Annotated in this window: 22 protein-coding genes; 17 read left to right on the top strand and 5 right to left on the bottom strand. The window is 71.1% G+C overall.

What is annotated here, in order from left to right; all coding sequences use genetic code 11:
* Window positions 1-164: 164 nt before the first annotated feature.
* Window positions 165-524, bottom strand: coding sequence for a DsrE family protein (locus H976_RS0109530; protein WP_036225522.1), 360 nt, complete (start codon window positions 522-524; stop codon window positions 165-167).
* 23 nt (window positions 525-547) lie between these two features.
* Here H976_RS0109530 and H976_RS30875 point away from each other — a divergent pair, with 23 nt between their 5' ends.
* From H976_RS30875 to H976_RS0109515, 3 genes are read left to right on the top strand one after another with little or no spacing between them, the layout of a single operon-like run.
* A complete protein-coding gene (locus H976_RS30875) occupies window positions 548-676 on the top strand; it encodes a hypothetical protein (protein ID WP_255337295.1) in 129 nt (42 codons plus the stop codon).
* Between the two features lie 5 nt (window positions 677-681).
* Entirely contained in the window at window positions 682-1,185 is a 504-nt protein-coding gene (locus tag H976_RS0109520) for an FABP family protein (protein ID WP_027861342.1), read from the top strand.
* A 2-nt stretch (window positions 1,186-1,187) separates the two neighbouring features.
* The gene (locus tag H976_RS0109515; RefSeq protein WP_027861341.1) at window positions 1,188-1,613 is read left to right on the top strand and encodes a Fur family transcriptional regulator; all 426 of its coding nucleotides are present in this window, start codon (window positions 1,188-1,190) and stop codon (window positions 1,611-1,613) included.
* Window position 1,614: 1 nt separating this feature from the next.
* Here H976_RS0109515 and H976_RS0109510 read toward each other — a convergent pair whose 3' ends face one another.
* Window positions 1,615-1,998, bottom strand: a complete 384-nt coding sequence (locus H976_RS0109510; protein WP_027861340.1) for a hypothetical protein — start codon at window positions 1,996-1,998, stop codon at window positions 1,615-1,617.
* 232 nt (window positions 1,999-2,230) lie between these two features.
* Here H976_RS0109510 and H976_RS25530 point away from each other — a divergent pair, with 232 nt between their 5' ends.
* A complete protein-coding gene (locus tag H976_RS25530) occupies window positions 2,231-2,542 on the top strand; it encodes a WXG100 family type VII secretion target (protein ID WP_051276583.1) in 312 nt (103 codons plus the stop codon).
* A gap of 66 nt (window positions 2,543-2,608) precedes the next feature.
* Here H976_RS25530 and H976_RS0109500 read toward each other — a convergent pair whose 3' ends face one another.
* Window positions 2,609-7,192, bottom strand: coding sequence for an FtsK/SpoIIIE domain-containing protein (locus tag H976_RS0109500; protein WP_027861339.1), 4,584 nt, complete (start codon window positions 7,190-7,192; stop codon window positions 2,609-2,611).
* A 121-nt stretch (window positions 7,193-7,313) separates the two neighbouring features.
* On the opposite strand from H976_RS0109500, the gene H976_RS25525 reads away from it, so the two are divergent.
* From H976_RS25525 to H976_RS0109435, 13 genes are all read left to right on the top strand, one after another.
* Window positions 7,314-8,072, top strand: coding sequence for an SAF domain-containing protein (locus H976_RS25525; RefSeq protein WP_051276581.1), 759 nt, complete (start codon window positions 7,314-7,316; stop codon window positions 8,070-8,072).
* Window positions 8,072-8,857 (top strand): hypothetical protein, encoded by a 786-nt coding sequence (locus H976_RS28695; RefSeq protein WP_051276579.1) that lies wholly within the window; start codon window positions 8,072-8,074, stop codon window positions 8,855-8,857. The genes H976_RS25525 and H976_RS28695 overlap by 1 nt, the downstream gene beginning before the upstream one ends.
* A gap of 66 nt (window positions 8,858-8,923) precedes the next feature.
* Window positions 8,924-10,228: a CpaF family protein gene (locus H976_RS0109485; protein ID WP_027861338.1), complete on the top strand. Its 1,305-nt coding sequence runs from the start codon at window positions 8,924-8,926 to the stop codon at window positions 10,226-10,228.
* 70 nt (window positions 10,229-10,298) lie between these two features.
* The gene (locus H976_RS0109480; protein ID WP_027861337.1) at window positions 10,299-11,174 is read left to right on the top strand and encodes a type II secretion system F family protein; all 876 of its coding nucleotides are present in this window, start codon (window positions 10,299-10,301) and stop codon (window positions 11,172-11,174) included.
* Window positions 11,171-12,085 (top strand): type II secretion system F family protein, encoded by a 915-nt coding sequence (locus tag H976_RS0109475; RefSeq protein ID WP_027861336.1) that lies wholly within the window; start codon window positions 11,171-11,173, stop codon window positions 12,083-12,085. The genes H976_RS0109480 and H976_RS0109475 overlap by 4 nt, the downstream gene beginning before the upstream one ends.
* Window positions 12,086-12,150: 65 nt before the next feature.
* On the top strand, window positions 12,151-12,369 hold the full coding sequence (locus tag H976_RS30625; protein WP_051276577.1) for a Flp family type IVb pilin: 219 nt from the start codon (window positions 12,151-12,153) through the stop codon (window positions 12,367-12,369).
* Complete coding sequence (locus H976_RS0109465; protein WP_027861334.1) at window positions 12,366-12,770, top strand: TadE/TadG family type IV pilus assembly protein; 405 nt, start codon at window positions 12,366-12,368, stop codon at window positions 12,768-12,770. The genes H976_RS30625 and H976_RS0109465 overlap by 4 nt, the downstream gene beginning before the upstream one ends.
* Window positions 12,767-13,189, top strand: a complete 423-nt coding sequence (locus tag H976_RS0109460) for a TadE/TadG family type IV pilus assembly protein (RefSeq protein WP_027861333.1) — start codon at window positions 12,767-12,769, stop codon at window positions 13,187-13,189. The genes H976_RS0109465 and H976_RS0109460 overlap by 4 nt, the downstream gene beginning before the upstream one ends.
* A complete protein-coding gene (locus H976_RS28690; RefSeq protein WP_081682798.1) occupies window positions 13,186-13,659 on the top strand; it encodes a TadE/TadG family type IV pilus assembly protein in 474 nt (157 codons plus the stop codon). The genes H976_RS0109460 and H976_RS28690 overlap by 4 nt, the downstream gene beginning before the upstream one ends.
* A complete protein-coding gene (locus H976_RS25510; protein WP_051276571.1) occupies window positions 13,656-16,298 on the top strand; it encodes a hypothetical protein in 2,643 nt (880 codons plus the stop codon). Before H976_RS28690 ends, H976_RS25510 begins: the two co-directional genes overlap by 4 nt.
* Window positions 16,299-16,332: 34 nt before the next feature.
* A complete protein-coding gene (locus tag H976_RS0109445) occupies window positions 16,333-17,307 on the top strand; it encodes a folate-binding protein YgfZ (RefSeq protein ID WP_196804026.1) in 975 nt (324 codons plus the stop codon).
* A 142-nt stretch (window positions 17,308-17,449) separates the two neighbouring features.
* Window positions 17,450-18,205, top strand: coding sequence for a class I SAM-dependent methyltransferase (locus H976_RS28685; RefSeq protein WP_027861331.1), 756 nt, complete (start codon window positions 17,450-17,452; stop codon window positions 18,203-18,205).
* A 49-nt stretch (window positions 18,206-18,254) separates the two neighbouring features.
* Entirely contained in the window at window positions 18,255-18,890 is a 636-nt protein-coding gene (locus H976_RS0109435; RefSeq protein ID WP_027861330.1) for a LysE family translocator, read from the top strand.
* A 22-nt stretch (window positions 18,891-18,912) separates the two neighbouring features.
* On the opposite strand, the gene H976_RS25500 is transcribed toward H976_RS0109435, so the two are convergent.
* Entirely contained in the window at window positions 18,913-19,950 is a 1,038-nt protein-coding gene (locus H976_RS25500; RefSeq protein ID WP_081682796.1) for a glycosyltransferase, read from the bottom strand.
* A 164-nt stretch (window positions 19,951-20,114) separates the two neighbouring features.
* Window positions 20,115-21,275: a glycosyltransferase family 4 protein gene (locus H976_RS25495; protein WP_051276569.1), complete on the bottom strand. Its 1,161-nt coding sequence runs from the start codon at window positions 21,273-21,275 to the stop codon at window positions 20,115-20,117.
* Window positions 21,276-21,381 lie beyond the last annotated feature (106 nt).

The following is a 21,381-nucleotide window of genomic DNA, read 5'->3' as shown; positions in this document are numbered from 1 at the left end:
ACTATCCGCTCGCTGGCGCTCGCTGCTCGACCACCTTGGGTTGGGGGTGGTCTCGACTATCCGCTCGCTGGCGCTCGCTGCTCGACCACCTTGGGCTGGCGGCTGCTCGACCACCTTGGGTTGGGGGTGGTCTCGACTTTCCGCTCGTGGCTCGACCACCTTTGCTAGTAGACGAGGGCCTGGGCGGTGTCGGCGAGGGCTTCCTCGGTGAAGGTGGCGGCGCCGGCGAGGCGGGTGCCCTCCAGCAGGTCGGCCTGGACGAGGCCCCGGCGTTGGGCGCACTGGCCGCAGACCGTCAGGGTGCCGCCGGTCAGGACGAGGTCGCGGAGCTCGGCGAGGGGGGTGGCGAGCTCGAGGTGGAACTCCTCGGCCCGTCCCGGTACGCCGAACCAGGCGGCCTCGCCGGTCAGCCAGAGGGAGACCTGCGCGCCGGCCGCGACACCGGCCGCCGCGACGGTGAACGCCTGGTTGCAGCGCTCGGGATCCTCCGCGCCGGAGGTGCACTTGATCACAAGAGAGCGCATGGTTCGACCCTAGACTGCGAAACATGGAAGCCTTCTTCGTCGTGGTGGTGGCCGTGGCGGTGCTGGGCGTCGGAGTCCTCGCGCTCTACGGCCTGCGCCGCATGAAGAGCCAGATGGACCCGACCCACGCCGCCGACTCCCAGGAGAGCTGACCCGGATGCCCTTCGAGATCCCCGAGAACATCCATCCCAACTGCGCCCGGCTGGCGTGGCTGCTGGGCACGTGGGCGGGCAACGGGCACGGCGAGTACCCCACGATCGATCCCTTCCAGTTCGGCCAGGAGCTGATCTTCCAGCAGGACGGCCGACCGTTCATCCACTACCTGGCCCGCGCGTGGATCATCGACGAGCAGGGCAACCACGTCCGCGAGGCGGCGCAGGAGACCGGCTTCATCCGGTGCCCCGACGACCAGGGCACGATCGAGGTCGTGCTGGCGCACAACACCGGCTTCGTGGAGACCTGGTACGGCGAGATCCACCCCGAGCAGCCCCGCTTCGAGATCACCACCGATGCCGTCGTACGCACCGCCACCGCCAAGGAGTACGTCGGTGGCAAGCGCCTCTACGGCTATGTCAACGGCGACCTGCTCTACGCCTTCGACATGGCGGCCATGGGCCAGGAGCTGCAGCCGCACACGCACGCACAGCTGAAGAGGCAGTAGCCGTGTCCGCGAGCACCGAGAGCTGGCAGGAGCGGCTGCGCGCGAGCGGCCACCGGCTCACCCCCCAGCGGGAGCTGGTGCTCGCGGCCGTCGAGAAGCTGGGTCACGCCACCCCCGACGAGGTGTACGCCGAGGTGCGGCTGCACTCCGAGTCGATCAACCTCTCCACGATCTACCGCACCCTGGAGCTGCTCAACGAGCTCGGGCTGATCCGCCACGCCCACCTGACCGACCGGGCACCGACGTACCACTCCGCCACGGGCCACGAGCACGCCCACTTCGTCTGCCGCGGCTGCAAGAAGATGATCTCGGTCGGACGCGGCGAGATGGAGGCGGCGCTGGGGGAGCTGGCGGCGACCTACGACTTCAGCCCTGACTACGGGCACCTCACCGTGTTCGGCACCTGCGCCGACTGCCGCGAGGACTGAGTCAGTACTGGTTCATCCGCTGGATGTTGTGCCAGGAGCGGCTCCAGGCCAGGCCGTGCGGATGGTCCTTCGGCACGGTGTCCTTGCCGCCATGGGCGGCGCGCTCGGCCGAGATCGCCGCGCCGACGTCGCGGATGGCGTCGTCGAACGCGGGCAGCACGGTGCGCGTGTGCTCGAGCAGCTCGGTGACCCACTCGCCGGCGCTGGTGCACTCCCAACCGCCGCCGTTGACGGCGCCGGCGATGCTCGAGCCGGGGTCGCCCTGGCCGGCGTACACCGCGTCGCGGGCGCCGGGGATCAACGAGTCGCGGCACTGCTGGAGGGTGACGAGGTAGAGGTTGGGCTCTTCCTCCGCTGCCTGGTCTCCTTGGCCGTCGCCCGCCATGGGTGCCTCCCCGCTGCCTGGTGCGTGCTGTCCGTGCTCACCTTCCCCGATCGCGGCCGCAGCAAACTCGCGAGGTCAATGGGGCAATTTCGCCCGAACAGGTTTGGGCCCTGTCCGCGCAAGGTAGGTAGTCGGGTGCAGGGAGGACCACTTCCGAGCAGCACACGACACACAACAGATCCTTCGACGCACGACCGTTGGGGGACGGACTCATTCGAAGGAGGCTCGACTCATGGCAGTTGGAGCAAACATCCCGGATCTGGCGGCGCTGTACGACCAGCTCAAGAACTCCATGCAGGACGCGGACACCATGATCAACCAGCTCGACGGCAAGCTCACGCAGGCCAACGAGGAGTGGCGGAGCAAGGGTGCCCACGAGTTCAACGACGCCTGGCACAACGGGTTCAAGCCCTCGCTGACCAAGCTCTGCCAGGCGCTGGCCACGGCCGGCACCGACGTCGCCTTCCAGCACAACAAGATGGCCGAAGGTGCCAAGGAGGCCGACCAGCACCCGCACCTGACGCCGGTGCAGTCGCCCCGCTGACGCGCTCCATCGCACACGACGAGGGGGAGAGCCGACGCGGCTCTCTCCCTTCGTCATGTCCGCGAGCTACATCCGCGGGACCTGCACCCAGGTCCAGCCCAGCGGGCTGGTGAGCACGCCGCGGCCCACCGGCATCGCGCCGGACGCAGACCGGGGCAGGCGCACGTTGAGCACGTCGCCGTCGTTGGAGGCACGGGGTGCGAGCAGCAGGCCGCTGCGTCCGCGCTTCATCTCGTTGGGCAGGCCGCGGTAGACGCTGAGCATGTCGTCGATGGCGCCGGTGATGATCATCGTGCTGCCGGTGTCACGCATCCGGGCGAAGCGCTCGGCGAGCAGCTGGCCAAGGGGGCTGTCGGCGCCGATCACCTCGAAGTCGTCGACCGCGATCACCTGGTCGCCGCGGGCCCGGTCGAGGTGCTCGGTGATCTGCTCGAGCGCCTCCGAGCCGGTGAACAGCGTGACGCCGGGAGGGGTGTCGACGAGCAGCGGGGAGCGGCGCGGCACGATCGCGGTCACCGGTGTACGACGCGCGTGGGACAGCATGAACTGGAGGGCGGTGCTCTTCCCCGACCGGGGCGGGCCGGTGATCATGAACCCGTTGCCGCCGATCTCGGGGTCGAAGCCCTGCAGGGCCAGGCTGTCCCCGCCGACACCGACCGGCACGAACCCACGGCTGACGCTGACCGGCTCGAGGTCGCGGGCCTCCTTGACCGAGATCGCGGCCGGCAGGTCGTCGACGCGCTGCGGCCGCCGTGAGCGGGGGAGATCGGCGTACCGGTCGCTGGCCGCGCGTCCGAGCTCCTGGAGCACGCGCACCTGGTCGGTGCCGACCCCGCTGACGTCGAGCAGCGCCCACTGCACCTCGCGCGGCCGTTCGCCGGCGCGGAAGGAGCGGCCCGGCGGCATCGAGGCGGGCACCTCGCGCGCCGGGATGCCGATGTTGGCGAAGTCGCCGGGGTCGCTCATCGACAGCGCGATCCGGTCCTCGACCAGGGTGCTGATCCGGCCGACGAGACCGCTGCGGTCGGCGGTCATCACCATCCGGATGCCGACGCCCGCACCTTCCTGGAGCAACGCGGTGATGCGTTCGAGGAGTACGCCGCCGTCGACCGACTCGAAGGCCTGCACGAAGCCCTCCCACCGGTCGAGGAGCACGACGAGGTACGGCAACCGTTCCTCGGGTGCGGCACCGTCCCGCTGCTCGCCGATGTCGGCGTACCCCTGCTCCGCGAGCGACTGCTGCCGCTCGGCCAGCTCCTTCTGCAGGAACGCGACCAGCCGGTACATCCGGTCGGTCTGGGTGCGCGTCACGACCGCGCCGACGTGGGGGAGCGCCATCAGCGGCAGCAGTGCGTTGTTGCCGGCGTCGATGCCGTACAGGTGCACGTCCTCGGGCGAGCAGAGCCGGGCGATGCCGCCGGCGAGGACGCGCAGGCTGTTGCTGCGACCGGAGCGCGACTGCCCCGCGATCATCAGGTGCGAGCCCGCCACCAGGTCCCACGACTCGACGACCTGGAGCTGGTCGCGGGGCAGGTCGGCCAGCCCGAACGGGATCGGCGGCACGGCGCCCGAGCCCTCATCGGCGAGCTGGTCGACACCGATCATCTCGGGCAGCGCCGGCAGCCACGGCTTGCGCATCTCGGGGAGGCCGAGCTCGTCGTTGGCGGCGTTGATGGCGCCGACCAGCGAGGCCAGGTCGGTGGGGATGCTGACGTCGTCGTCCTCGTCCGCCGGTCCACCGGCGACGCGGCCGATCAGGGGGAGGTCCTCCCAGTCGATCTCGGTCACCCGCACGCTCGCCCCCGCACCACCGCCCGGACGGCCACCGACGCGCGAGCTCTGGAACGGGACCAGCGAGGAGTGGCCGAGACGGGCGTAGGCGCGGCCGGGGAAGACCTTGGGGATCTGCGCAGCGGCCGGTGACTCGATCACGTCGTCGGAGTCGGCGGTGTCGGTCACCCGCAGGGCGATGCGCAGGTTGGTGTTGGACTTGATCTCGGCGCTGACCACGCCGGCCGGACGCTGCGTCGCGAGGATGAGGTGTACGCCGAGCGAGCGACCGCGTCGGGCCACGTCGACCAGCCCGGTCACGAAGTCGGGCAGCTCGGCCGCCAGCGCAGCGAACTCGTCGATCACGATCAGCAGCCGCGGCATCGGCCCAAGATCGGACGGAGTGCCGGGCTGGCGTCCGGCCGTGTAGTCCTCGATGTCCTTGGCGTCGGCCGCGGCCAGCTGGTGCTCGCGACGACGCAGCTCGGCACCCAGCGACTCCAGGGCCCGGGTGGTCAGGTGACCGTCGAGGTCGGTGACCATGCCGACCGTGTGGGGCAGGTGGTTGCAGTCCTTGAAGGCGGCGCCGCCCTTGTAGTCGACGAGCACGAAGTTGAACTCGTCGGGCCGGTTGCCCACTGCCAGGGAGGCGATCAGGGTCTGCAGCAGCTCGGACTTCCCGGATCCCGTCGTACCGGCGACCAGGCCGTGCGGGCCGTCGGCGCGGATGTCGACGGCGAAGAGACCGTCGGTCGACTCACCGATGACGGCCCGGGTGGTGCGCCCCTTGCCCTGCCACCGGCGTACCAGCTGGCCGGCGTCGGGCGCGTGCAGCCCGAGCACGTCGAGCAGCCGGCTGGCCCCGGGCAGGGTGGAGGCGAGGTCCTCGGTCGAGACGTCGCGGATCGGGGCGAGCGCGCGGGCCAGGCGCTCGAGCCAGAGACCGCTCACCAGGTCGGGGCGGATCGCGTCGACGTGGCGTTGCTCGGTCGTCTCGAGGTTCAGCTGCCCGTCGGTGAAGGAGGCGACGGTGCGGCACTCCTCGGGCAGCTCGCGGACCGTGCGGTCGAGGCAGACGAAGTAGAGGCCCACCGCCGGGCCGTCCTTGAGCAGCGAGACCATGCCGGGCGTCATCCGGATCTCGCGAGCTCCGTCGAGCACCACGATCCACCGGGTCGCGCGCGCGACCTGCTTCTCGTCGAGCTCCCGCCGGGCCTCGAGCTCGCCCATCAGCTCCGAGATCATCGCCGACCTGGTGTCCTCGTCACTGGCCAGCCGGACCGGTCGCGGGTGACCCTCGTCGGTGCGCGCGTGCGGCAGCCACTTCACCCAGTCCCAGTCACGGCTGGGGCTGCTGCCGAGCAGGACGGCCACGATCGCGTCCGACGGGCTGTGCAGGGCGGCGACCTGCGCCGTGGCCCACATGGCCACCGAACGGCACTCCTCGGGACTGCCGGCGATCCCGGCCACCCCGACCTCGCGCAGCGGGATGGTCACGGGCACGTCCGGGGCGGTCCACAGCAGCGGTCCTTCGTGGGCGTCGCGCGTCGGGTCCTTGATGGTGACGTCCGAGGGGAGGTCGTCGGTGCCGACGCGCAGGTGCAGGAAGTCGCGGTCCCAGGGTCGGCGCTCCCAGAGCCGCGCCCGAGGACCGGTCGCGAACAGCAGCACCGTCGCGGGGTCGGGGAAGTTGCGACGACGGCGGCCACGCTCGCCGACCAGCGAGGTGACCGCTGCGGTCTCGATGGTCACCCGGCGCTTGTGGTAGTCGTCGACCTGCTCGTCGTACCGCTTCTTCATCTGACGCCGCGAGCCCGTGGCGTTCGCCATCATCATCGCCGGCATGCCGGCCGCCATGATGAGCGAGTAGGGGTTCTGGCTGAAGGCGAACGCGACGCCGCTCATGAACACCGGCATCAGCAGCATCACCAGCGGGAACGGCATCTTGTCGGGACGCCGCGGCTCCTGCGGGAGGCTGAACTCGTTCGGCTGCGCCGCCGGGTGCAGCCGCGGCGGTCGGTTGTAGTCGAGCGTGGGACCGGATGCGCTCGGGCTCAACGAGGCGTCCGGCTCGGTGATCGACACCCGGTCGAGCAGCACCGGGCCGATGCCGAGACTCTCCTCGGGCTCCCACGGGGTCGGGCCCTCGAGCGGCCGGCGGTCCAGGTGCGCGAGTGGTACGGCGCTCCCGGGGTCGATCCGTTCACCGAGCTGGAACTCGGTCACGGTCTTGCGCCGGCGCAGCAGGCGACGCTTCTGCTCCTCGTTGATCGAGCTGGCCTCCAGCACGATCGGCGCGGTGACCGGCTCCCGGCGCAGCGGCACCGGCATCTCCCTGCTGACCAGCTCGTCGGCGGGGGTGATCGTGACGCGGCCGTCGGTGGCGACGTCGAGGACCAGGCCTTCCTCCACGTCGGCCAGTCCGGGATCGTCGGCGAGCTCGGGTATCCGGATCGTGCAGTGGCGACCGTGGCCGAGGCTCGCCCGGCCGATGCCGAGCCGGTGGATGTGACCCGCTCCTGGTCCCGAGGAGATGCGGACCTCGACCAGCCCCCGCGGCTCGGGTCCGCGCTGGGAGGACGGACAGCCCAGGCCGAGGCAGACCCCGTGGCGGATCGGGCTCGCGTCGACCGTCTGCTCCGGGTCGAGCACCTCGTCGCCGAGGTAGAGGTCGATGGACCCGGTCAGGGCCGGCACCGCGGCCGCGCCCGGCAGCGCGACGACGTTGGCCGGGATCTCGCTGCCGGTGCGGGTCAGCGCGGCGGTCAGGTCGCCGACCCGGGTCTCCGGGGCATAGTCGAGGACCACGTCGTGTCCCGAGGTCGCCTGGTGTCCTGGTGCGGTGTCTCGGGCCGACTCGATCGTCACGAGCAGCCGCATGGCACGAGGTTATTGGTTGCAGGAGTCTGTTTGGTCCGGTTCCGCCCGGGGAATGTAGGTCGGGGGGAGCGGAAGCGAGATCCGTGCCCACTGGTTTGCCCATCGATTCCACGGAGCACGCATGTCTCAGACGACCGACCAAGCCCGGGGCAAGAGCACTGCAGCCGGCGCGGGCCGGAAGCCGCGGTCCGCGCGCACGGCGCGGGGTGCGTCGGCGGCCCGTCCGTCGGTGCCGGCCCCGCCTCGGCGGCGACGCCCGGCCCTGACCGCACTGGCTGTCCTGCTGATCGTCGGGGGTGCCGCGCTCGCCGGGCTGCTCGCTGTGCGGATGGACTCCCGCGAACCGGTCCTCGTCGTCTCCCAGCAGATCTCGACCGGTCAGCAGATCACCGCCGACATGCTCGAGTCGCGCAACGTCTCCGGCGACAACCTCGGTGCGATCCCGGCCGACCAGAAGAGCAAGGTGCTGAACTACTACGCCCGCCAGACGATGTACCCGGGTCAGCTGTTGCAGACCAACCTGCTGCGCACCAACCCGCCCCTGGCGGCTGACCAGGCCCAGGTCGGCGTACCCCTGACCTCGGGCAAGTACCCGCCCGGCCTGCGGAGCGGCGACGCCGTACGCCTGGTCCGCATCGGCGACGCGCAGAACCCGTCGGTGCCCCTGTCCACCGGCCTGGTGCTCGACGTCAGCAAGGCCAAGGCGTCCAGCTTCGGCGGTGACGCCCGGGCCTCGGTCGCGACCATCCTCGTCCCGCAGAGCGTGGTCGACCAGATCGTCGGCGCGACCGGCACCGACGACCTCGGCATCGCGCTGATCGGCCGCGGGGTCGGCATCGGCGACGCCGAGATCACCGACCTCTCCTCGGGCAGGCGCTGATGGCCCTGATCGCCTTCGCCTCGGCCAAGGGGTCCCCGGGGGTCAGCGTCACCGTCGCCGGTCTCGCGCAGCTGTGGCCCAACCGGGCCGTGGTCGCCGATCTCGACCCGGCCGGCGGCGACACCGGGCTGCGCTACCGCGCCGAGAACGGTGACCCGTTGAACCCCTCGACCGGACTGCTCTCGCTCGGCGCCGCCGTGCGTTCGGGCCAGAACGCCGCCCTCGAGGACCACCTGCAGACCACCGCCGGCGGCATGCGCACCCTCGTCGGGGTGAACACCCCGGGACAGGTGCTCGGACTCGGGCCGGCGTGGCAGCACATCGCGCTGACCCTGCGCCGCGCCGCTGGGTACGACGTGCTCGCCGACTGCGGCCGCCTCACCCCCGGCTCGCCTGCGATGGCGATCATCGACCAGGCCGACGCCGTCGTGATGGTCAGCCGTGGTGAGCTCGAGGACATCGCCCACGTGCGCGAGCGACTTCGTGGCCTGCAGGGCTCGCTGCACCTCGGTTCGATCGACGCCACCCCCACCGGCATCGCCATGGTGGCGCCCGCGAGTGACACCCGCGGCCTGTCCGACGCCGAGCAGCTGATGGCCTCGGCCGGCCTGCCCGTGCGTGGTCTCGGCATCATCGCCGAGGACCGCAAGGCGGCCGACGCCCTCCGCACCGAGTCGGGCCGCAACATCCGCCGCTCGGTGCTGGTGCGGTCGCTCTGGGACCTCAGCCAGCGGATCAACGAGCTGACCACGATGACGGGCCGCGTCCGTCAGACGGCCCGGTGACAAGGCCATGACTCCTCACCCCATGTCCTGCTACGCGCCGCCCCGGGATCAGGAGGCGTGACCGCCATGGACCAGCAGCTGCTGCGCGACCTGCGCAAGGAAGTGGCGGAGTCGCTCTCCACCCAGCGCCGTGAGGACGACGCCAACGGGCTGCCCACGATGAGCGCCGAGGACGAACGCCAGTTCGCCCGCGCTGTCATCGCCCGCGTCCTCGAGGCCCACGCCGGGCGGGAGATCGCCGCCGGCCGGACGCCTCCGTCGGTGACCGAGGAGGCCGAGCTGGCCGAGGGCATCCACGCCGCGCTGTACGGCGTCGGCCGCCTCCAGCCACTGCTCGACGACCCCGAGGTCGAGAACATCGACATCAACGGCTTCGACAACGTCTTCGTCGGCTACGCCAACGGCGAGGAGAAGCGCTTCCCTCCGGTCGCCGAGAGCGACGAGGAGCTGGTCGAGCTCGTCCAGGTGCTCGGTGCCTACTCCTCGATCACCAGCCGCCCCTTCGACACCGCCAACCCCCAGCTCGACCTGCGGCTGCCCGACGGCAGTCGCCTGTCCGCCGTGATGGGGGTGACCCAGCGGCCCGCGCTGTCGATCCGTCGTGCCCGCATCCAGCGGGCCAGCCTCGACATGCTCGTCGAGAACGGCTCGATGAGCCCCGAGCTGGCCGGCTTCCTCTCGGCCGCCGTGGCCGCCCGGAAGAACATCATGATCGCCGGTGCCACCAACGCCGGGAAGACGACGCTGCTGCGGGCACTGGCCAACGAGATCCCCCCGTCCGAGCGCCTGATCACCGTCGAGCGCGCACTGGAGCTCGGACTCGGTGAGTTCGAGGACCTCCACCCCAACGTGGTGGCGCTCGAGGAGCGGCTGCCCAACTCCGAGGGCCAGGGCGCCATCCAGATGAGTGAGCTGGTACGCCGCTCGCTGCGCATGAACCCGAGCCGCGTCATCGTCGGTGAGGTGCTCGGTGACGAGATCGTCACCATGCTCAACGCGATGAGCCAGGGCAACGACGGCTCGCTCTCGACCATCCACGCGAACTCCTCGCTCGAGGTGTTCAACCGCATCTGCACCTACGCCATCCAGTCAGCGGAACGACTGCCCTCCGACGCGACCATGATGCTGATCGCGGGCGCGATCGACTTCGTGATCTTCGTCGAGCGCCGCAACGAGTACGCCTCCGGTGGTGGCCTGCGCCGGCTGGTCACCTCGGTGCGCGAGGTCAACGGGGTCGACGGGCGCGTCCTCTCCAGCGAGATCTTCGCCGAGGGGCCGGACGGCGTCGCCGTACCCGCCGCTCCCATCCAGGCGCTCGACGAGCTGCTCGCCGTCGGCTACCGGCCCGACCACTCCCAGGTCTCGGTATGAAGTTCACCCCACGAAACTGCGGCAGCGGCTCGCTCCGCTCGCATGGACCACACTTCCGCGGGGACCCCGAATGAGCGGCCCCCAGCTCCTGATGGTCCTGCTCGGTGCCGTCATCGGTGGCGGGCTGGCCCTGCTCGTCTACTCGTTGCGCCCGGTCGACGTCGACCAGGACAAGCCGGTCGAGCCCTCGTCGCTGCTGCCGATGCTCAAGCGCCTCGGCACCCGGCTGCCGCTGGCCGTCGGCGCCGGACTGCTGGTCCTGCTGTTCACCCGCTGGGTGGTGCTGGCCGGAGCCACCGGGCTCCTGGTCTTCTTCGCACCGGCGCTGTTCGGTGGCGCGCGCTCCGAGCGCGTCGCCATCGCCCGGCTCGAGGGTCTGGCCGCCTGGACCGAGTCGCTGCGCGACACCATCGCCGGAGCCGTCGGTCTCGAGCAGGCCATCCCGGCCACCGCCACCGCCGCCGCACCTGCGATCCGGCACGAGCTGGCGACCCTGTCCGACCACCTCCGGGTGCGTACGCCGCTGCCGGTGGCGCTCCAGCAGTTCGCCGACGACCTCGACGACCCGAGTGCCGACCTGATCGTGGCTGCCCTGATGCTGAACTCGCAGCTGCGTGGGCCGGGACTGCGCGACGTGCTGACCTCGTTGGCGCACTCCGCCCGCGACGAGCTGGAGATGCGACGTCGCGTCAACGCCGGCCGGGCAAGCACCCGCCGCAGCGTGCAGATCGTCATGGGGATCACGGTGACGTTCGTGCTCGGGCTGACCCTGTTCAACCGTGACTACGTCGAGCCCTACTCGGGTGCCGTCGGCCAGGTGGTGCTGCTGCTCATCCTCGGCTGCTTCGCCGCCGGGTTCGCGTGGATGCGCCGCCTGGCCGCCTTCGAGGTGCCCGAGCGGTTCCTGTTCTCGACCAGCTACACCGGCAGGGAGCGTTCGCGATGACCACGGTGATGCTCGTCGGGGCGTGCGCCGGGCTCGGCGTACTCCTCCTCGTGCTGCAGTTCGACACCGGTCGGGCCAGCGGCGCCTCCGAGCTGGCCCGCCTCGACGCGGCCCGGGCCCGGACCCAGCGCACGGCCAGGCTGGGTGGCGACGAGGACGACGAGCGCGAGTCGTTGCGGATCCGCAAGATCGGTGCCCAGGTGCGCGCCGTCTTCGAGGCCCGTGGCTGGAACCTGCCCGCGGGGGTCCGCGCCGACCTCGCGGTGACCGGGGGGACCGTCGAGGGACACCTCGGCATGAGCGTCCTGGCCGGTGTCGCCGGTCTGTTCGCGCCGACGGTGATGTTCGCCCCCGCCATCTACTTCTTCGGCGCCAGCGTCTCCTCGCCGGTCTGGCTGGCCCTGCTCGGTGGGCTCGTCGGCGCAGCGCTGCCGACACTGCAGCTCCAGGGCACCGCCAAGGAGCGCCGCCGCGACTTCCGCCACGTGGTCAGCTCCTTCCTCGACCTGGTCTCGATGAACCTGGCTGGCGGACGCGGCGTACCCGAGGCGCTCCAGTCGGCGGTCAGCCTCAGCAACGGCTGGGCGATGGTGCGCATCCGCGAGACCCTCCAGAACGCCCGACTCCAGGGCATCACCCCGTGGTCGGCGCTCGGCCAGCTCGGTCAGGAGATGGCCGTCGAGGAGCTGCGCGACCTGGCCGCCGCGCTGGCGCTGGTGGCCGAGGACGGCGCCAAGGTGCGCGAGTCGCTGTCGGCCCGCGCGGCCTCGATGCGCCAGCGTGAGCTGGCCGACGCCGAGGGTCGTGCGGCCGCCCGCTCGCAGTCGATGCTCATCGCCCAGCTGCTGCTCTGCGTGGGCTTCCTGCTGTTCCTGATCTATCCGCCCATCTCCCAGATTCTCGGGTTCTGATCCGGTTGCCCGCCGTCCGAGATGGGTATGACACCCGACGTCCACTTATGGGAGGTAGTTCGGCCATGACGAACTTCGTGAATCCGCTGACCCCGCTCGGGTTCTGCGTGCTCATGCTCGAAGGCCGCCTCGCGCGCACTCGTCGCGAGGAGGGCGCATCCGCCGTCGAATGGGTCATCATCGCCGCGATCGTGGTCGGGATCTGCATCGCCGTCGCCGGCATCCTGCGCGGCGCGCTGACCAACAAGGCCAGCGACGTAGGCAGCAAGATCAACAGCCAGTGAACCTCCCCGCGCGCTCTCGCGTGCGGGGTGAGAGCGGTGCGTCCGCCATCGAGCTGGTGCTCTACATGCCCATCTTGATGTTCACGATCCTGTTCGCGGTCCAGTTCTCCCTGGTCTACCTCGGTGGCCAGGTGGCGTCCGGTGCCGCCCGGGAGGCCGCACGGACGGCCCGCGTGACCGGCAACGCCGGTCAGGCCCAGGCCGTGGGGGAGCGCATCGTGCGCCAGATCGGGCGAGGCGTCCTCGACGACGCCCGGGTCGAACCGCGGGTCGGCGCCGAGCAGGCGCGGGTCACCGTCAGTGGCCAGGCCAGCCAGATCCTCCCGTTCCTGCCGATCCCGCGGGTCAGCGAGACCGTCGAGGGTCCGGTCGAACGCTTCGTGCAGGACGCCGCGCCGTGAGGGACTCCAGTGCTCGACCGCGCCGTCGGGACGAGCGCGGGTCGATGGCGGTCGAGATCGTCGTACTGATCCCCGTCCTGTTCATGTTCACGCTCTTCGTCGTCGCCGGCGGCCGCTACGTCAGCGCCCGCGCCGACGCCGACTCCACCGCCCGTGACGCTGCCCGGGCCGCCTCGCAGGCACACACCCGCGGCGACGCCGAGGACGCCGTGCGCACGGCGATCCACGACGGGCTGCGCTCGACCCGCGACTGCCAGCCGACCGGCCTCTCGGGCGACTTCGTCTCCGGCGGCACCGCCGTCGTCCGTCTGGACTGCACCGTCAGCTACAAGGACCTCGGACTTCTGGGCATCCCGGGCTCCATCGCCGTGACCGCCGAAGGTCACGCCCCGATCGACACCTACCGGAGCACCCGATGAGGTCTCGACTGATCGCTCGCTGCGCTCGCTGCTCGACCACCACCAGGCGGGACGAGCGGGGGTCGGCCACGGTGTTCGTGATCGGCTTCGCGATCGTGCTGTTCCTGTGCGCCGGTCTGGTGATCGACGGCGGGCTGGCCATCAACAAGCGGATGCGCATCGCCGACGACGCCGAGCAGGCGGCCCGCATCGGCGCGGACAGCATCGACGTCACCGCGCTGCGCCGCAGCAACAACGAAGGACCGCCCACCATCGACAAGCAGCTGGCCCGGCAGCGGATCTCCGGCTACCTCGGCGACCTGGGGTACGGCGGTGGCAACTGGACCGCGGACATCCAGGCCGACCGGGTCTCGGTCTCGCTCAACGACGTCAGCAAGACCTTCATCCTGAACCTCTTCGACGTCCGGTTCCCGGTGCGTGCCTCGGCCGAGGCGGTACCGGACATCGGTCCCCAAGGAGCAACGCCATGAGCAACGAGACGATCCCGGACCCCGGACGCTTCCAGCGCCAGGACGACCCTGCCGCGGAGACGGGCAGAGGCGGTCGCGCCTTGTCCGCACTCGCGCTGCTCGGGCTGGTCGTCGGGGTGCCGGTGCTGCTGTGGCTTCTCGCAGGGACCGACCCGTTCCCCACCTCGCTCCCGACCAAGGAGACGCTCACCAGCCAGCTCACCTTCACCACGCTGCTGAACGTGCTGCTGTTCGTGGTCTGGCTGGCCTGGCTCTTCTTCGTGGTCTGCGTCGCGGTCGAGGTGTCGGCCGCCCGGCGAGGCGGTCTCGCCCAGCCCGTACCGCTGGGCGGTCCGGTCCAGAAGCTGGCCCGGGCCCTGGTGGGTGCCTTGTTGCTGGCCGAGGTCATCTCGGGACCGGCGGCGTCGGCGACGGCACCCGTCGAGCACACCGGGTCGGAGGTCGCGGCCGCTGCCGTCGTACAGAGCTCGGACCAGGCGGCGCCCGAGACCCGTGCCGAGCGGAGGGCGGCCCACGAGGTCACCGCGCAGGAGCACCTCGTCGGGCACAAGGTCTACACCGTGGCGGCACCCAAGGACGGCTACCACGACAACCTCTGGGACATTGCCGAGCGCGTGCTCGGCGACGGTCGCCGCTACCGCGAGATCTACGAGCTCAACAAGGGCCTGGTGCAGCCCGACGGTCGCAAGCTGGAGCTGGCCAGGCTGATCCAGCCGGGCTGGAACCTCGTCGTCCCGGACGACGCCGTCGGCGTGCACCGGATGACCGCCCCGCCCTCCTCGGCCACCCCGAGCGACGAGCACCGCGTCGGTACGGGCACCACGACCGACACCGCCGTCTCCGAGCAGGGTGTCCAGGAGAGTCCGGGCGGACTCCTCGGCACCGGCCTGCTGGCCGCGACCGCGCTGGCGGCGCTGGCCTTCGAGCGGCGCCGGCGCATCGGCGCGAGCGCGGGTGACGGTGAGGTCGAGGCCGAGCTCCGGGGAGCGGCCACTCCGTCGCGGGCGGCGTTCCTCGACCGTGCCCTGCGTGACCTGATGGCGGCCTGCCGTCAGGCGTCGGCCCCGCTCCCGCCGGTGTACGCCGTGCGCGTGGACGACGACAGCGTCAGCCTGATGCTCGCTCCGGCCTCGGTCGATCCGGTCGGGGAGTGGCGCACCGAGGACGACGGTGCGACCTGGGTCAGGAGCCAGTTCGACGACACCGAGGCGCTGGACGGCGAGACGATCCCGTACCCCGCCCTGGTCAGCCTCGGCGTCGACCGCCAGGGCTGCGACGTGCTCGTCGACCTCGAGTCGGCCGGTGGTGTGGTCGCGCTCGACGGTGATCCGCACGTGGCCAGCGAGGTCGCGGCCGCGATCGCGCTCCAGAGCGGTACCGCCTCGTGGGCGACCGAGATGCGTGTCACCGCGGCCGGTCTGCCCGCCGGGCTGTCGGGCATCGGCGACGAGCGCATCCGCATCGTCGACGACCTGGCCGCGGAGGTGAGCGTGCTGGAGCAGTCGCTCGAGCCGGTCCGGGCGGACGTGCTCACCGGTCGGCTGGGTCGTCGTACGACGCAACCGTCGCGGCTCGTCGTGGTCGGCGAGCCCGTCACCGAGGAGCTCGAGGACCGGCTGCTCGGTCTGACCGGACCGGAGCGCCAGTCGCTGTCCGTGCTGGTCGCCGGCGGCCACCGCGCCGCCCGCTGGACCCTGCACGTCGACAGCAACGGCCACCTGCGCGTCGACGCCCTCGGCATCACCGTCACGGCCAACCGCATCGGGCACGAGCAGGTCGAGGGGATCGCCGCTCTCTTCGCGGCAGCGCGCCAGCCCGACCGGCCCGACGACGGTGGGCAGGTGCACATCCCCGCGCCCGCGCGACCGGTCGACGACGCCGCCTGGACGACGGCACCACGGCGGGTGGGGGTGCTCGGCACGATCGCCGTCACCGGCGTACCCACCGTCGAGGAGGCACGCACCGACCAGCTGGCCGAGCTCGTCATCTACCTCGCGCTGCACCCCGAGGGCGTGCACCCGAAGGTGCTGGCCGGGGTGCTCTGGCCGCGGGGGGTCACGCCTGACGTGAGCGCCGCCGTCGTCGAGCGCGCTCGCGAGTGGCTCGGTGACGACGTGCACGGCAACTCGTTCCTGCGCGAGGACGCCGAGGGTCGACTCTCCCTGAGCGAGGGCGTGGTGTGCGACTGGGACGCCGTACGGTCCCTGTTCCTGCGCGCGCGGTCGGCGAGCTCGCGCGGCGAGGAGGTGGAGCTGCTGCGCCGCGGTCTCCAGCTGATCCGCGGCGAGTCCTTCGCCGGCGTACCGGAGGGTCGCTACGCCTGGGTCGCACACGGCGACCTCGAACGCGTCATGCGCCGGGTGGTGGTCGCCTCGGCCCTGCGGCTGGTCGACCTGCTCGGCGGCGACGACGACCCGGGCGGTGCCGCAGCGGCGGCGGAGGCCGGACTCCGGTTCGACCCGGCCAACCAGGAGCTGTGGCGCGGTCTGATCCGGGCTCGTCACGCGGGTGACGGCGTGGCCGGCGTACGCCGGACCCTGGACGCCATGACCCCCGCCCTGCGCGGCCTGCCGGTGGAGTCGCAGACGACCGCGTTGGTCGAGGAGTACCTCCCGACGACCGCCGCGACGGGCGCCTGAGCCGCTGTCACCACCGCTGCGCGACAATGGTGGGGTGACTGACGCGACAGGCCCTGCTCCGACTGCGGCCCCGAGCCCCTTGCTCGGCCTGCCCGGAGCGGTGAGCGGCGACGGCATCGACGCGCCGGTGGCCGCGCACTACGGGTCGTTCAACGGCGAGCAGCGCACCCTGGTGGGTGGCGAGGGCTTCGTCGACCTGTCCCACCGCGGGGTGATCCGGGTCAGCGGCCCCGACCGACTCCCGTGGTTGCACTCCCTGACCACGCAACACTTCGAGTCGCTGCAGCCCGGCGTACCCACGATCGCGCTGGTGCTCTCGCCCAACGGCCATGTCGAGCACGCGATGTACGGCGTCGACGACGGCGAGGCGTTCACCGCGCACACCGAGCCCGGTGCCGCGGCGCCGCTGGCGGAGTGGCTCGACCGGATGCGCTTCATGATGCGCGTCGAGGTCGAGGACCTGACCGACGAGCTGGCCGTGGCCTGGCGTCCCGGACCCGACGGTGAGGGCAAGTACGACGTGTTCCCCCGCGCCGACCTCGAGAAGTACGCCGAGGCGGCCGGCCCGGCCTGTGGCATGTGGGCCTTCGAGGCGCTGCGCATCGGTCGCGGCGAACCTCGTTTCGGCCAGGACACCGACCACCGCACCATCCCCAACGAGGTCGGCTGGATCCCGTCGGCGGTGCACCTCGACAAGGGCTGCTACCGCGGCCAGGAGACGGTCGCCCGGGTGCACACCCTGGGCCGCCCTCCGCGACGCCTGACCCTGCTGCACCTCGACGGCTCCGACAACCGGCTGCCCACCCGCGGCGCTGCGGTGCTCCACGGCGAGAAGGAGGTCGGCTTCGTCGGCAGCTCCGCCCGCCACCACGAGGCCGGCCCCATCGCGCTGGCCCTGATCAAGCGCAACGTCCCGATCGACGCCATCCTCGAGGTCGAGGGCCTCCCGGCCGGTCAGGAAGTCGTGGTCGACCCCGAGGTCGGCCTGCACGTGCGCCCCCTTCGCTGAGGCCGGGACGTCATACGAACTGGCTGCTATGGCGACCACTTCGTATGACGTCCCGAGCAACGTCATACGTAGCGGCTGCTATGGCGACCACTTCGTATGGACGCTTGGCGGGAGCACCGGAGCAGGCACTAATCTCGCGCCCATGACGAAGGCGCCGGTCGACCGTTCCTCGCCCATGGACAGCCCGCTGCAGGCCCGCCTGCGCAAGGTGGTGGTGACGGCCGGGGGGCTGGCCGGCGTGACCATCGAGAAGCGGATGGACGACGCGACGTTCGTGCACGGGCACTCCGCCCTCACGACGGACCTGCTGCACAGGGTCGCGGCAACGCCGGGGATGATCACGCTGCGACGGGCGATGTACCTCTACTGGCTCTCGTATGCCGGCAGCGTGGCCGGCGACGTCATCGAGATCGGCTCGTGGCAGGGGCGCTCGACGATCGCACTGGCGCAGGGCTGTGCCGACTCCGAGAACGGCGTGGTGCACGCGATCGACACCTTCCGGGGAAACCCGGGCAACGAGTCGATGTACGTCGTGGGCGCCGAGGACCGGTCCGACCTCGAGCCGAACTTCCACCGCAACATCGCTGCCGCCGGACTCACTGACCGGGTGGTGACGCACGCGATGTCCTCGACCGAGGCGGTCGGTGAGGTGGCGGCCGCCGTGAACGGTGTCCGGATGATGTACATCGACGGCGAGCACAGCTATGACGCGGTCAGGGAGGAGCTCGAGCTCTACGCGCCACTGCTCTCGCCCGGCGGGTTGCTCACCTTCGACGACTACTCGACCCGCTACCCCGGAGTGGCCGACGCGATCCACGAGCACCTCGCGGCTGCGGGCGACGACTACGTCCGTCCCGTGCAGGACGACAACTTCCTGGTGATCCGCCGCCGGACCTGACTCCGATATCCCGGTGCGCCGAGCCGGTTGCGGGGTGGACAATCAGCGGGTGCCCACCAGCAGTCACTGGATCGCCTTCCTCGTGGCGTCCATCCTCTTCATCCAGGTCCCCGGACCCAGCCTGTTGTTCACGATCGGCCGCGCGCTGACCGTCGGCCGGCGCGACGCGCTGCTCTCGGTGGCCGGCAACGGCATCGGGATCATGGTCCAGGTCGTGCTGATCGCCGTCGGGCTGGCCGCGGTGGTCACGGCCAGCACCGTGGCGTACACCGTGGTCAAGGTGGTCGGTGCGTCGTACGTCATCTTCCTCGGCATCCAGGCCATCCGGCACCGCCGAGCTGCCCGGTCGGCCCTGGACGCACCAGCCGCTCCGACGCGACGCGGCCGCGGTCGCGCGTTACGCACCGGCTTCGTCGTCGGGCTCACCAACCCCAAGACGCTGGTGTTCTTCGTGGCCTTCCTGCCTCAGTTCGTGCAGGCGGACTCCGGTCACGTCGGGCTGCAGATGACAGTGCTCGGCGTCGCGTTCGGCGCGATGGCCATCGCCTCCGACAGCATGTGGGCGCTGCTGGCCTCGAAGGCCCGCGACTGGTTCGCGCGCAAGCCGACGCGCCTGGACAAGCTCGGCGTCACCGGTGGCGTGATGATGGTCGGCCTCGGCGCGACCATGCTCGCCTCCGAGTGACCTCCCCGCGAGGAGTCGCGAGCTAGGAGGCCCGGCGTACGCCGGCGGCTGACTGCTCGACGCGCAGCTGCTGCATCACCGTGGCCACGCTCGGAGCGGGGTCACGCACGTAGGCGTCGCGGATCGCGGGGTGGCGCATGTAGGAGAGCCGGCTTGCCTCGTGGCGGGACTTGCGGATCCCGTCGAGCACGAGTCCCGACATCAGGCCCAGGCAGCTGATCACCAGCAGGAACGAGGCGACGAACAGCGACGGGAACTGCGGAACCATCTGGGTCTGCAGGTAGGTCACCAGCACGGGCGTGCCCAGGGCCACAGCAACGAGGCCGGAGAGTCCTGCGAGCAGTCCGAAGAAGTACATCGGGCGTTCGTGGCGGGTCAGGCTGATGATCTTGCCGAGGATGCGCCATCCGTCGCGGTAGGTGCGCAGCTTGGACTCGCTGCCCTCGGCGCGGTCCTTGAAGTCGACGACCACCGTCGTCGACGGGATGCGCAGCGCCAGGGAGTGCACGGTCAGCTCGGTCTCGATCTCGAACTCGCGCGAGACGGCCGGGAAGCTCTTCACGAAGCGGCGCGAGAAGATCCGGTAGCCGCTGAGCATGTCGCCCATGCTGTCGCCGAAGATGCCGGCCACGATCCGGTTGAGGACCTTGTTGCCGGTGGCGTGGTTGGGGCGGTACGCCGTGCCGCCGCTCAGGCCCTCGACCTCGCGACGGACGCCGACCACGTGGTCGAGGTTCTCGTCGACGAGCTGCTGGATCATCCGCGGAGCGGCGGCGGCGTCGTAGGTGTCGTCACCGTCGATGAGCAGGTAGATGTCGGCGTCGATGTCGGCGAACGCCCGTCGTACGACGTTGCCCTTGCCCTTGAGCGGCTCTCGGCAGACGACGGCGCCGGCGCCCATCGCGCGCTCGATCGTGCGGTCGGTGCTGCAGTTGTCGTAGACGTAGACCGTGATCCCGGGAACGGCGGCCTGGAGGTCGGTCACGACCTTGCCGACCGCGGCCTCCTCGTTGTGGCACGGGACGATGGCCGCGATGCGGTACTGCGAAGCCAGGGACATTTGCTTAACCCCCACGGTCAATGCCGGCTGGGTCTGGGCCGGCGAGTTGTCTCTCAGAACGGGGCAAGCACCTGCTTGGTTACGCGCAAGTACGCCGGTGTCCGCATGCTGAACCAGAGGGCTCGAACCGGAGACGCGCAGGCGGCTCCAGGTGGCCGAGACGCTCACCGGTCGTGTGGGGAGGCGCGGAGCTCGTCGTACAGCGACTCGAGGCGGTCCACGTGTGCGTCCCAGGAGAAGGCGCCCTCGACGAAGGCACGGGCCTGTGCGCCAGCTGAGCGCATCGACGCCCGATCGGCCACCAGGTCCTCGAGCGCCGGTCGCAGGTCGCCGGAGGAGATGTCGACGAACCGCACGCCCGGGCCTGACGTCCACGGCGAGTGCAGGGCCGGGTCGTCGTTGGCGAGCACCGGTAGTCCGCTGCTCATCGCCTCCAGCACGGTGAGCGGGCACTCGCCGACCGAGGCGACCACCATCGCGTCGGCGCACCGGTAGACGGCGGGCATCTCGGCGGCCGGACGACCGCCGAGGAAGTGCAGTCGCTCGTCATCGACCCCCACCGGGCGGTCGCCGCCGGCGAAGACGGTTCCGTAGTCGTCACTCGCAGCAGCCGCGACCTGGGCGAAGCCCTTCTTGGGCACGAAGCGGCCGACGAAGAGCGCGAGCGGCTGGTCGACCGGCAGGCCGAGCTCGGTGCGCAGCCGCTCCTGCTCGCCCGGTGCTGCCGGTCGGAAAAGCTCGGTGTCGACCCCGTTGCCGACCACCTCGACGCGCACGGAGTCGCCCAGTGACCTCCGCGTCCCCGCGGCGATGAACTCGTCGATGGGTACGACGACCGCGGCGCCACGCAGCACGATCCGCGCGAACGAGCCGAGCACCACCCGCTGCACCAGCCGTACGACGAGCGAGGAGTGGTGCACGAAGCCCACGTGCCGGTGCACGACGTACGGCGTGCGCAGCACCAGGCACCAGAACGCCGCCACCCAGCTGGTCAGGTAGAGCGGGTCGTGCACGTGCACGACGTCGGCTCGGCGTACCTCCCGGAACATCGCGACCAGCAGCCAGGGGGAGAACACCGGGAACGGCACCCCGAACCGTGGTTCCAGTCCGCTCCAGGCTCGCACCCGGACCACGCGCACCCCGTCCTCGACCGAGCGGCCGGCCCGCGCACCCCACGCACTGCTCAGCAGGGCCACCTCCCAGCCGCGCGCGGCGAGCCGCCTGGTCTCCGCAGCCACCACGGTCTCGAGGCCGCCGATGTGCGGCAGGGAGTAGTGCGCGACGTGCAGGACCCGGGCAGCACGTGGGGGGCCGGGGGCTGTCACATCGGTCCTCGGGGTCGCTCGGACGGGGTGCGCCGAAGTATGCCGCTCGCCTTCTGCCGCCGCACGTAACTTCCGGTGCCCCGCCTGCGTTGTCTGGGTGCCCACC

The sequence above is a fragment of the Marmoricola sp. URHB0036 genome (assembly GCF_000426045.1).
GTDB lineage: Bacteria > Actinomycetota > Actinomycetes > Propionibacteriales > Nocardioidaceae > Marmoricola.
The sequence above is the reverse complement of the archived record's forward strand: the minus strand, read 5'-3'. Positions and strand labels throughout refer to the sequence as shown.

What these genes read in the sequence shown, in the direction of transcription:
- H976_RS0109530 (WP_036225522.1), bottom strand. Translation starts at nt 524, where the DNA reads ATGCGCTCTCTTGTGATCAAGTGCACCTCCGGCGCGGAGGATCCCGAG.
- H976_RS30875 (WP_255337295.1), top strand. Translation starts at nt 548, where the DNA reads ATGGAAGCCTTCTTCGTCGTGGTGGTGGCCGTGGCGGTGCTGGGCGTC.
- H976_RS0109520 (WP_027861342.1), top strand. Translation starts at nt 682, where the DNA reads ATGCCCTTCGAGATCCCCGAGAACATCCATCCCAACTGCGCCCGGCTG.
- H976_RS0109510 (WP_027861340.1), bottom strand. Translation starts at nt 1,998, where the DNA reads ATGGCGGGCGACGGCCAAGGAGACCAGGCAGCGGAGGAAGAGCCCAAC.
- H976_RS25530 (WP_051276583.1), top strand. Translation starts at nt 2,231, where the DNA reads ATGGCAGTTGGAGCAAACATCCCGGATCTGGCGGCGCTGTACGACCAG.
- H976_RS0109500 (WP_027861339.1), bottom strand. Translation starts at nt 7,192, where the DNA reads ATGCGGCTGCTCGTGACGATCGAGTCGGCCCGAGACACCGCACCAGGA.
- H976_RS25525 (WP_051276581.1), top strand. Translation starts at nt 7,314, where the DNA reads ATGTCTCAGACGACCGACCAAGCCCGGGGCAAGAGCACTGCAGCCGGC.
- H976_RS28695 (WP_051276579.1), top strand. Translation starts at nt 8,072, where the DNA reads ATGGCCCTGATCGCCTTCGCCTCGGCCAAGGGGTCCCCGGGGGTCAGC.
- H976_RS0109485 (WP_027861338.1), top strand. Translation starts at nt 8,924, where the DNA reads ATGGACCAGCAGCTGCTGCGCGACCTGCGCAAGGAAGTGGCGGAGTCG.
- H976_RS0109480 (WP_027861337.1), top strand. Translation starts at nt 10,299, where the DNA reads ATGAGCGGCCCCCAGCTCCTGATGGTCCTGCTCGGTGCCGTCATCGGT.
- H976_RS0109475 (WP_027861336.1), top strand. Translation starts at nt 11,171, where the DNA reads ATGACCACGGTGATGCTCGTCGGGGCGTGCGCCGGGCTCGGCGTACTC.
- H976_RS30625 (WP_051276577.1), top strand. Translation starts at nt 12,151, where the DNA reads ATGACGAACTTCGTGAATCCGCTGACCCCGCTCGGGTTCTGCGTGCTC.
- H976_RS28690 (WP_081682798.1), top strand. Translation starts at nt 13,186, where the DNA reads ATGAGGTCTCGACTGATCGCTCGCTGCGCTCGCTGCTCGACCACCACC.
- H976_RS25510 (WP_051276571.1), top strand. Translation starts at nt 13,656, where the DNA reads ATGAGCAACGAGACGATCCCGGACCCCGGACGCTTCCAGCGCCAGGAC.
- H976_RS28685 (WP_027861331.1), top strand. Translation starts at nt 17,450, where the DNA reads ATGACGAAGGCGCCGGTCGACCGTTCCTCGCCCATGGACAGCCCGCTG.
- H976_RS25500 (WP_081682796.1), bottom strand. Translation starts at nt 19,950, where the DNA reads ATGTCCCTGGCTTCGCAGTACCGCATCGCGGCCATCGTCCCGTGCCAC.